This is a genomic window from Variovorax sp. 01N429, from assembly GCF_056399425.1.
The window spans coordinates 1-462 of sequence record NZ_JBFTRG010000112.1 but is presented as its reverse complement, the minus strand read 5'-3'; the positions used below and the strand labels follow the sequence as shown (position 1 = coordinate 462).

At 70.3% G+C, this 462-nt stretch carries 1 protein-coding gene and 1 pseudogene; both read right to left on the bottom strand.

Translation table 11 applies throughout. From position 1 onward, the window contains the following. A partial coding sequence (locus AC1DSF_RS30830; protein WP_478184111.1) for an acyl-CoA dehydrogenase family protein occupies positions 1–191 on the bottom strand: 191 nt, incomplete at its 3' end. Positions 192–193: 2 nt separating this feature from the next. After that, positions 194–462: pseudogene (locus AC1DSF_RS30825) on the bottom strand (hydroxymethylglutaryl-CoA lyase); the annotation flags it as partial.

The window sequence follows — 462 nt, the reverse complement described above, 5'->3', positions numbered from 1 at the left end:
CCCATGCCGCCGTACTCCTCGGGGAACGGCAGGCCGAACAGCCCCATCTTCCCCATCTCGCGGATGATCGGGTACGGGAACGCGTGCCGTTCGTAGTAGTCCCCGATCACGGGCGCGACGACGTCGTTCGCGAACTCGCGGACGGTCTCGCGCAACAGGTCGTGTTCTTCGCCGAGCCGGTGGTCGAGCATGGTCACTGCTTCTCCCCTGCGGAGGCCCCCGCGAGTGCGCGGACGGTACGGGACGGGCTGGGTCGGCCCAAACGGTCGGCCATCCACGTGCTTGTGGCGACGAGGCGGCCGAGGTCGACGCCGGTGTCGATGCCGAGTCCGGTCAGCATCCACACCAGGTCTTCGGTGGCGAGGTTGCCGGTGGCGCTCTTCGCGTACGGGCAGCCGCCGAGGCCGCCCGCGGACGCGTCCACCGTTGTGACGCCGAGCCGGAGCGCGGCGAGCGTGTTGG